Genomic DNA, 8,781 nt, shown 5'->3' with positions numbered 1-8,781 from the left:
CAGGGATTGTAGCTGCGGACGCCGGGCGCACCGTGCCCTACGAGGAAGTTCGGCAATGGCTGCTTTCCTGGGGAACAGAGAACGAGCTCCCAAAACCTGAATGCCGGTAATCTTCACGGCTGAGGCACTCGATGACCTCGCCCATATCCGCCAACATATCGGCCGCGAGAACTCGCACGCAGCCACCCGCGTCGCGGTGCAATTCGTCGCGGCCTGTGATCGGTTCGAATATCTGCCCGAGCGAGGGAGCTCTGGCTTAGTTTCAGGGGCGTTGGAGCTGACCGTGATCTGGCCCCACGTGATCGTCCACCGAGTTTCCGTCCCGGACGTCGAAATCCTTCGCATTTGGTATAACGCTCAGAATCATGGAGCTTTGATCGAGGATCTAGACCATGATCACGACCAGCTATGATCCTGATACAGATGCGGTCTATGTCCGGTTCGGCCCGAAGGGCACGACCGTTGCAGAGACCAGGGAGCTGGAACCAGGCATCCTGTTGGATATGGATGAGATTGGGCACCTAGTCGGGATCGAGGTGCTGAACGTGCAATCACGGACAAAGCTATCGGCAGGTTCGGAGAATGCCAAATGAGCAACGCAACGCTTTACGACCGAGATTTCTATGCCTGGGCCAATGAACAGGCCGCTCTGCTCCGCGAAAGGCGCTTCGATGCCGCCGATCTCGCCAACATCATCGAGGAGATCGAGACCTTGGGCCGCGGCGAAATGCGCGAACTCGTCAGCCGCATCAGGGTGTTGCTGCTGCAATTGCTGAAATGGCAGTACCAGCCGAATTTCCAGGGGCCCAGCTGGCGGACCAGTATCGTCATCCAGCGCCATAAGATTTCCGAGCACCTGACCGAAAACCCCAGCCTCAGATCGAGGCTGGTTGAGGCAATCAGCCGCGCTTACCGCCTGGCACGCAGTGAAGCCGCTATGGAAACTGGCTTGGCAGATCAGACGTTTCGCCCGGTCTGCCCATGGTCTTTCGAGCAGATGATGACCGAGGATTTCTGGCCGGGGGAGGAATCGTGAATGCCGGTAGTTTTCCGGCATGAGGGATATCGGTTCTATTTCTACAGCCATGAGCCGAACGAACCGCCGCACGTGCATATTGATCGGGCCGAAGCAACGGCGAAGCTTTGGCTCGAACCTGTCGCTCTGGCTTCGAATGCTGGTTTTTCACCACGTGAACTCGGTTTGCTCCTACGAATGACACGCGACCATCAGCAGACACTTTTGGAGAGTTGGTATGGCTTCTTTGGCCGAGACTGAAACTCCGGACATTCGGGTTCGTACTGTTTCTGTGACCGACTATGAGCTGATCGTCGGCTTGATGGATGGTCGGACGATTGCCGTGCCTCTGGCCTGGTTTCCGCGCCTTCTCAATGCATCTCCGGAGCAAAGAAGCCACTGGGAGCTGGCAGGAGCCGGCTACGGCATTCACTGGCCTGACCTGGACGAGGATTTGAGCACTGAGGGCTTGCTGCGAGGTGCCCGTGCCCCCCGTGGTTCTGCAACCTGGCGTCCCAGGATTGCATGACGTTTTGGAAGCGGTTTCGTGATCAATAGCCCGCGTTCCGGGTTAATGGCGGCAAAAACACGCCATAATTTATCTGCAAACTGCCATCAGCAGTGCCCGTTACGCCGGGTTCAAGGCACAGATCGACATCCAGACCCTCGACATCATCGAGGGGCACCTGCCCCGCACGGCTCTCGCGCTGGTGCGGGAATGGGGTGAGCAACACCGCGCCGAGTTGATGGAGAATTGGACCCTATGTGCGCAGAATCAGCCGCCTCAGAAAATTTCGCCGCTGCCCTGATTCCGCCGATCGAGGCGACAGCCGCGGATGACGTGCGCGATGTGATTCCATTGCCGGGCTACCGTCTCGCTGTGAGGTTTCATGACGGTACGGCGGGGACCGTCGATATGGCGGCGATGATCACGGCACCGACGGCCGGTGTCTTTGCCCGGCTGCGTGATCCGGCTGAGTTCGCGCGGGTTCACGTCCTCTATGGCGTCGTCACCTGGCCGGGTGAGATCGATCTGGCCCCCGATGCGATGCACGACGCTCTTGCGGCAACCGGTGAATGGGTTTTGGCCGCATGACGAAGCCCTCCGGCAAGTATTCATCCCGGCCTGGCGCGCCTCTGGCGGGGCCTCTCGACCAGTCCCCGCGCACCCATGACTACCGCCCCGGCCTGCCCGCGGTGGCTGGACTACGCCGTGACTTACCCATGACTTGCCTGGAAGTTCCATAATGTGGATTCTGCGCCCAACGAATGCTTTGCGGATGGCGCTGCGTCGGCGCCGTCTGTGACTTTGTATAAATCGTCGGGCAACCCGATAGAGCAGGATCGCTTCAGACCCTGATACACATGCAAGACAGTCACGCCCCGCGCGATTTTACACTTTAATTCGCCCAACAAACCTAAACGCGAAGAAATGATCGGCATTGCTTTTACAGGTTGTGCTTATTTCGTAACTATTGTCAGGATTATTTACACATCTGATTCTTTGAATCTGTGACATATTGAAGTATTTAGATATTATTTTTTGGCGTGTTTTTTGCATTATACAAGATCTCGCCAAATCATTGTGGAGTGAATGTAATGAAACGTATCCTACTAAGTTCGGTTTTTATCATTGGCGCCTCGCTCGGAGCACTGAGCGTCGCGCAGGCAGGCGTTATTTCGCTGGGCTTGCAAGAGTCCGGCGTCAATGGTGGGGCCATCACAACTGAAGCTACTGGAAGTGGAGGAGCAATATTTAGCGGATCTTACGGTTCATTCTCGCTCAATGAGCTAACTGCAAGCGGGGCGCCGGGGGCTGCCACAAATTTTTCGAGCACGGCGCTCAATACCTCAACGTCAACGGGAGGGACCTTGTTCGTTTATGCGACTGAGACTGGGCTGACTGGTCCGCTTGGTCAGTACAACATGCTGAGTGGTCTGACGGAGAATTTCTATTCTGGCGCAATCAACGCCGTAACAGAAACAACTTATGCCAACACTTCAGATGCCACCTACGGACTGTCGACCGAACTTGCGTCCGCGACGTTCACGTCCACGGGAACAAACGACACCGTTGCTATGACTCCTGACTTCACGGGGCCATATTCAATCACAGCAGTTTATAAAGTAGTGTCAACTGGAACCGGCGAAGCCAGTTCGACGGTCAGCATGACAGATGTTCCAGAGCCTGGGTCGCTCGTATTGCTTGGCACAGGTCTTCTTGCTCTTGGTTTCGTGATCCGCAAGCGCCAGAAACGCGCATGATCTGAATCTGACTAAAGCCGCTTGATTGGGGTAGTCGCCAATCGACCATTGCGCACTACCCCAATTGTCTGATCCGGTCAGAAATGGTCCCGCTCAGAATCCGTGACCAATAAAACTTCCTGCCATTAACGATCAAACCCTAATTTTTGGTCAGTTAATTTTACCATGCCCGTAAACGGTCGATTCCGGTCAGCTAATCCGGCAGCACGTCACCCGCCAGCCAGCGCACTAGACGGCCCTTGATGCCCGGCATGGTCTTGGCCTGACTAATAGCAGCCTCCGCCTTCTCCGCGCGCCGTAGCGCCTCTGCCGCCCGCCCTTCAGCTGCCTGGGCAGATCTGGCGGCCTTCTGGGCCTCCTCTGCGCTCGCGCGCGCTTTCTCCTGCTCAACCTCTAGCAGCCGCCTCTGACGCTCGGCAGCGTCATCCGCCATGACCCTCTGCGCCTCTGCCTGACGCTCGATTTCCGCGATCCTGGCTTTGGCGGCTTCCAGTTCCGCAGCCAGGCCGGGCGAGGCATCGCCGGGCTCCGGCTCATTCGCCCCGCCAGCCCGACGCAGCGCCGCACGTGGCTCCAGTGGGTCATCGTCGCGGGTCATCAGGCTAGCCGCGTGTTTCAGCAACGGGTGCGCCTGCTCCGGAGCCATAAGCAGGACTTGCTTGATACCGCGCTCGGCTAGAGCCGCCCGCCGCCGGGCAGCACGCTCTCGATTCCCGTCCCTGCTGTTCTTGGCCACGACTAATCATGGCACATATCACCCTGATAACCCATGACTAATCATGGCCAATCGTGATTAGTCATGGCTGGTGCCAGCCAGGCGCCACTCCCTCCCAGCCGCCTCCCCGCCGCTCGCCGGCGCGCCACTCCCTCCCAGCCGCCTCCCCGCCGCTCGCCGGCGCGCCACTCCCTCCCAGCCGCCTCCCCGCCGCTCGCCGGCGCGCCACTCCCTCCCAGCCGCCTTGCTTTTTCACAAAAACCGAGGCACATCGGCATTATGATCTCTGTCCTCAGCTCGCCCCCCCCGTCTGGGGCGCCCAAACCACCCCGGTAGGGACGGCAATGGCCAGCCGCTCCCGGACGTTCCGCCGGTCGTCCGCCGCGGCGATGGCGCGGCACGTCGCGCAGCAAGCCGGGCTTGCCGCGGCCCTCAAGGACGAGGTGACGGGGGCGCAACTCGCCGAGGTTTTCGCCCGTGATAGGCTGCCCGGCCGGTGGATCGGCCGCGGGGCGGCGAAGCTGGAACTGGGTGAGTTGGTCAGGATGCCTGACATTCTAGCGGTGATGCGCGACGGCGTTCTGAAACGGCCTGACCCACTGGACCCGCTAGCTCCCGACACCGAGATCCGCCTCCGGGGCGCAGGGGCCGAAGTGGGATTTTACGGGGTGATCCTGGCCCTCCCGAAATCCGTCAGTCTCCTCCTGGCCTCGGATGACCCGGCCGAGCGCGAGGCCGCCGAGGAAGCCGCACGGGTCGCCGAACGGGTGTTCCTGGAGACACTGGAGGGCCTCGTCCGCACCCGCACAGGACGCGACGGGGTGAACTCGGTCTCCGGCGATGGGCTGATCGCGGCCAGCTTCACGCACAGGGGCTCCTCTGCCGGAGACCCCCACCTGCACGTGCATTTTATGATATCTAATTCTACTCAAGGTAGCGATTACGCGTGGCGGACCATCGATTCAAAGCTGTTCATGTCCTCGCAGCGCGTGGCGACGGCTGCCGCGATGCGGGCCATGAAAGCCTGCATCAGCGAGCTGCTGGGGCTGAGCGAGGACGCCTGGCTCAGCCGTCAGGTCGGCTCAGTGCAGACGCCGGAACTCCGCGACCTGGCCGGGGCCGCCGAAAATCTAAGCAGGGCGAGTGAGCGCCTTTGGCGGGACCGGGTAAAATCCGGCCTGCACCGGACGATCGACGACCGGCTGGATCATCACCTCTGGCGGTTGGACCGGGAGGCCAACGCCGCCGACTACGAAAAGATCGAGGCCGAGATCGATTTGACCCTCGCAAACGGGGGCGAGAACGCCGACAGGCTGCGAGCGGATTGGCGGACTTTGGGCGGCGCGGCTCTTGAAAAAGGCTTGGCTGGCCTCCGCGCGCGGCGAGGCGGCGAGGCGCCGTCTCCCTCCCCCTCCCGCAGAAAGCGAGGGGGCTATGACCAAAAAGCGGCCCTAGACTTCATCTGTGGGCAGGAGATTTTTTGTCTGACGGACCTCGCCGCGTGGATGGTCGGCGAGGGCGTTCCGGCTGCCGATTCAATGCTCAAGGCCGCGAAATTCCTCGATGCCGCGGCCGCCGAGGGCCTCGTTCACATGACTGGGAAGCTCTCGCCCACGGTTTTCGCGATGCAGGAAGGCCTGGCAGTGGACACCCGGCGCGCGCACGCGGTCGCCGGCATCGGCGGCCGCATCGTGACAGACCGCCGCGTTCAGTGGGAAGCCCGCATGATCGAGGAATTTTCCGCCCTCGCTCGCCAGCAGCGCCAGCGCCTCCTCATTGAGGTCCCGGAAACGGCGACGGTGGAACAGTCCATCGCCCTCCGGTTGATCGCCGAGGGCCGGGGTCTCTGTGCGATCCGCGGTGTCGCCGGGGCTGGGAAGAGCTTCATCCTCAAGCCCGCTGCCGAAGCCGCGCGGCGGCAGGGGATGGAGGTGATCGCAATCGCCCGAAACGCTAAAATTGGACGCAACCTCGGGCAAGACATCGAAGCGAATGCGGCAATGTCGATTGCCGATTTCCTGACCCGCCATCAGTCGCGGGTGGGGAAAGCAAGAAAGCCGACACTGCTGGTCATCGACGAGTCCGGAGTCGTCGATGAGGCGGACCTGCTCGCGGTTCTCCGATTGGCTGCCGATCCGGCGAGCCAGATCCAGGTCGTCATGACGGGCGACAGATCACAATCCCAAAGCATTGATCGGAAAGCCACATGGGGGGTGCTGACGCGCGCCGCCGAGCAGGCCGGGGCGGTGGCCGAGCTGAAAACATCCTTCCGCAACCGCGCCTGGGCCGCTGAAGCCCAGGCGCTCCGCGAGGGCGATGCGCGTGCCGTCGTCGACGCTGCGGCACGCGGCGGGCGATTGAAAACAGCCAATTCAGCAGACTACGCCCGCGTCGTGGCGGCCCTTTGGGCCGAGCACCCTGGCAGCCTGGTCGTGACGTACACGAACGAAGAAGCCGCCCGAATTTCCGCTGAAATTCAGAAGCTTAAGGAGATCGAGCCAGTCGTCGAGATCGCGCGCGACCAAGGCTGCGGTGTCGGCGATACGATCAGAACCCGGAGAAATGACCACGACCGCAGCATCTACAACGGCGACACCTGGGAAGTGATCGGGGCCGAAGAAGACGGAATTTTCGTGGAAAACGCGGCAGGCCGGGTCGTTTTCCTCACCTCTGAGTATGTGAAACAGCACGTCGAGCTGGGGTACGCCTCGACCCTCGACTCGGCCCAGGGCATGACCGTTGACCGCGCGATTTTCGTCGGCCGCGCCGGTTTGGGGCGTAACCAAATGTACTCGGGATCGACGCGCGGCCGCGCCGCGCCGATTTACGTAATGGTCAGCGACGAGGAACAGCCCGAGGCGGTGCTCGCCTCGATCCTGGAGACCGACGATACAATCGCCACCGCTGACGAGCGGGTCGAGGAGATCGCCGCCAAGGCCGACGAGCTCAAGAAGCCGCGGCGACTCGATGCGGAACGTGAGCGGGTCGAGGCCGAGCGGGCGGCGCGGGTGGCGAAAACCGTCAGGATCTGGGAAGCGATCAAGGCAGCAGGGGGCGCTGAGGTGAGCAGCCTGCGGCAGATGACCGGCGTGATACGACGGGCTAGTGCGGCGATCCATGAGCAGGAACGGCTTGCCCTTGAGCGCCGGCAGAACCGTGAAAACCGGCGGTTTGACCTCTACGAAGTCCTGGAGGCGAACCGGGCCGGGCTCCTGGAGGCCGAGAGGCAGTTGGATCGCCTGTCTGAGGCTCTGGCCGCCGAGCGGGCGCGCAAACTGCCGGAAACCGCCACTCGGGCGGCGCATCAGGCGCAGGCTCAGCGAATTGCGACGCTGGAAGCCCTGCTTGAAAATCAGCGCGGGCTTTACGGCCGGGTGGCCGAGCGATGGCAGGGGGTCGAGACGAACTGCGCTGCCAGGCTGGCTGAGATCGACGAGATTGATGCTTCCGACCGTGCGTGGCAGGCGGATTTCCTGGGTAGGCTGAGAGGGGAGGCCGACGCTGCGGAAGCGGGGATCAAGGATTTCCTGGCCCGTGCGGCGGGCCGTCAGGCGCGACCCAAGGCCACTGGGAGCGGGCCTGAAGTCACCTAGCCCACCATGGGGCTCCCATGCCGCTGGTCATCAGCCTGAAACGCTCTCGCATCGTCCTCCAAAGCCAATCTGAAGTCTGAGCTGGCACGAGCCTTTGGCCGTTGCCCTGCCACCCCGTCAGGGGTGGCCTTTGAAGGATAAAGCGCTTCAGCGCTTTTCCGTTCTTTTCTCTGTCCGTCGAGCCAAAAAAACCGGCCCGGAGGGCCGCCTGATCAGCCAGTCCGCACAGGTGGGTCCACCGGGAAGGCTGCGCGTCGCCAGCCTCCTTACGGGGCGCTCCGCTACGCATCCCCGTGGACTACCTGCACGGCAGGCAGCCCCCTTCGGGAGTGCTCCTCTAGATCATAGAAGAGGCAAAGAAAAAAACCTTTTTTTTCATCATATTATACCCCCCCCCCCGGAAGCCAGCTACTTCCTACCCCCCGGAAGCCAGCTACTTCCGGGGTTCGGAAAATTCGGGAAATATTTTTCTTGATTCAAGAAATAAAAAATTGCCTGGGGTGCGGAAATTTGACATACAAATTTGAAAAATTTTTTCTGGATTCGTGAAAATGGCTGCCCGAGAAAAATCTTACGGTATCGTAACCGCGCCCAGCGGAACGTGGGTTCAAACAGAACGAGCAGCTCACGAAAAATGGGCACAGCTAGCCGTAGGCAACCCGAGAGCTTGCGCCCTCATGCATGTGATCGTGTCGAAAATGGGCCGCCACAACGCTCTAGTGGCGTCAGAAAACACTGGCTAGCCTAATAGGCTGCACCGACCGCACGGTAAGAACGGCCTTACAAGTGCTCAAAGATGGCGGATGGCTAGAAGTCCGCCAGATCGGCCCGACCGGCACAGCCAACGCCTATATCGTGAATGACCGTGTGGCCTGGTCTGGCAACCGTGATGGCATCCGCTACAGCCTGTTTAGCGCCGCAGTCCTGGTGTCTGATGACGAACAGCCGGATAAGGCCGAGCTTGGCGCGCAGCCACCATTGGAACGTATTCCGACGCTACTACCCGGCGAGCGGCAGTTACCCACCGGCGATGGCCTTCCACCCGTCTCCCAGCCGTTTCTAGAAGGCCTTGAAGCCGATCTGCCGGCGCGTAGCGCCCACCTCCATCAGGAAGAGTCTGCTGAATGATCTCCAACCCCACACCCATACCGGACAACTCGGATACTGAGGCTTTCGTTGAGGCAGTTAAGGAA

General features: G+C 61.0%; 11 protein-coding genes. 10 read left to right on the top strand and 1 reads right to left on the bottom strand.

What is annotated here, in order from left to right; translation table 11 throughout:
* Nucleotides 1–100 precede the first annotated feature (100 nt).
* The 8 genes from ACRY_RS02375 to ACRY_RS18805 all read left to right on the top strand — a co-directional run bounded on the left by ACRY_RS02375 (nt 101) and on the right by ACRY_RS18805 (nt 3,280).
* Entirely contained in the window at nt 101–412 is a 312-nt protein-coding gene (locus tag ACRY_RS02375; RefSeq protein WP_011930881.1) for a type II toxin-antitoxin system RelE/ParE family toxin, read from the top strand.
* Complete coding sequence (locus tag ACRY_RS02370; protein ID WP_011930880.1) at nt 393–593, top strand: DUF2283 domain-containing protein; 201 nt, start codon at nt 393–395, stop codon at nt 591–593. Before ACRY_RS02375 ends, ACRY_RS02370 begins: the two co-directional genes overlap by 20 nt.
* Nucleotides 590–1,036 (top strand): DUF29 domain-containing protein, encoded by a 447-nt coding sequence (locus tag ACRY_RS02365; protein WP_011930879.1) that lies wholly within the window; start codon nt 590–592, stop codon nt 1,034–1,036. The genes ACRY_RS02370 and ACRY_RS02365 overlap by 4 nt, the downstream gene beginning before the upstream one ends.
* Nucleotides 1,037–1,276 carry a DUF4160 domain-containing protein gene (locus ACRY_RS18820; protein ID WP_011930878.1) on the top strand — a complete coding sequence of 80 codons (240 nt, stop codon included), beginning with the start codon at nt 1,037–1,039 and terminating at the stop codon, nt 1,274–1,276. It abuts the gene before it with no gap.
* Entirely contained in the window at nt 1,254–1,544 is a 291-nt protein-coding gene (locus tag ACRY_RS18815) for a DUF2442 domain-containing protein (RefSeq protein WP_011930877.1), read from the top strand. Before ACRY_RS18820 ends, ACRY_RS18815 begins: the two co-directional genes overlap by 23 nt.
* A 64-nt stretch (nt 1,545–1,608) precedes the next feature.
* Nucleotides 1,609–1,824 carry a DUF4160 domain-containing protein gene (locus tag ACRY_RS20095; RefSeq protein WP_081432857.1) on the top strand — a complete coding sequence of 72 codons (216 nt, stop codon included), beginning with the start codon at nt 1,609–1,611 and terminating at the stop codon, nt 1,822–1,824.
* The gene (locus ACRY_RS02360; protein ID WP_043508999.1) at nt 1,779–2,111 is read left to right on the top strand and encodes a DUF2442 domain-containing protein; all 333 of its coding nucleotides are present in this window, start codon (nt 1,779–1,781) and stop codon (nt 2,109–2,111) included. Before ACRY_RS20095 ends, ACRY_RS02360 begins: the two co-directional genes overlap by 46 nt.
* 503 nt (nt 2,112–2,614) lie before the next feature.
* Entirely contained in the window at nt 2,615–3,280 is a 666-nt protein-coding gene (locus tag ACRY_RS18805; protein ID WP_081432856.1) for a PEP-CTERM sorting domain-containing protein, read from the top strand.
* A gap of 193 nt (nt 3,281–3,473) precedes the next feature.
* Here the strand turns inward: ACRY_RS18805 and ACRY_RS02355 are convergent, their stop codons facing one another.
* Complete coding sequence (locus ACRY_RS02355; RefSeq protein WP_231295235.1) at nt 3,474–3,878, bottom strand: hypothetical protein; 405 nt, start codon at nt 3,876–3,878, stop codon at nt 3,474–3,476.
* A gap of 461 nt (nt 3,879–4,339) precedes the next feature.
* Between ACRY_RS02355 and mobF the strand changes: the two genes are divergently transcribed.
* Both mobF and ACRY_RS20475 read left to right on the top strand, forming a co-directional pair.
* Nucleotides 4,340–7,588: a MobF family relaxase gene (gene mobF / locus ACRY_RS02350; protein ID WP_011930874.1), complete on the top strand. Its 3,249-nt coding sequence runs from the start codon at nt 4,340–4,342 to the stop codon at nt 7,586–7,588.
* A 786-nt stretch (nt 7,589–8,374) separates the two neighbouring features.
* Nucleotides 8,375–8,716, top strand: a complete 342-nt coding sequence (locus ACRY_RS20475; protein WP_011930873.1) for a hypothetical protein — start codon at nt 8,375–8,377, stop codon at nt 8,714–8,716.
* Nucleotides 8,717–8,781 lie beyond the last annotated feature (65 nt).

The organism is Acidiphilium cryptum JF-5 (genome assembly GCF_000016725.1).
In the GTDB taxonomy this organism is placed as follows: domain Bacteria; phylum Pseudomonadota; class Alphaproteobacteria; order Acetobacterales; family Acetobacteraceae; genus Acidiphilium; species Acidiphilium multivorum.
The sequence above is the reverse complement of the archived record's forward strand: the minus strand, read 5'-3'. Positions and strand labels throughout refer to the sequence as shown.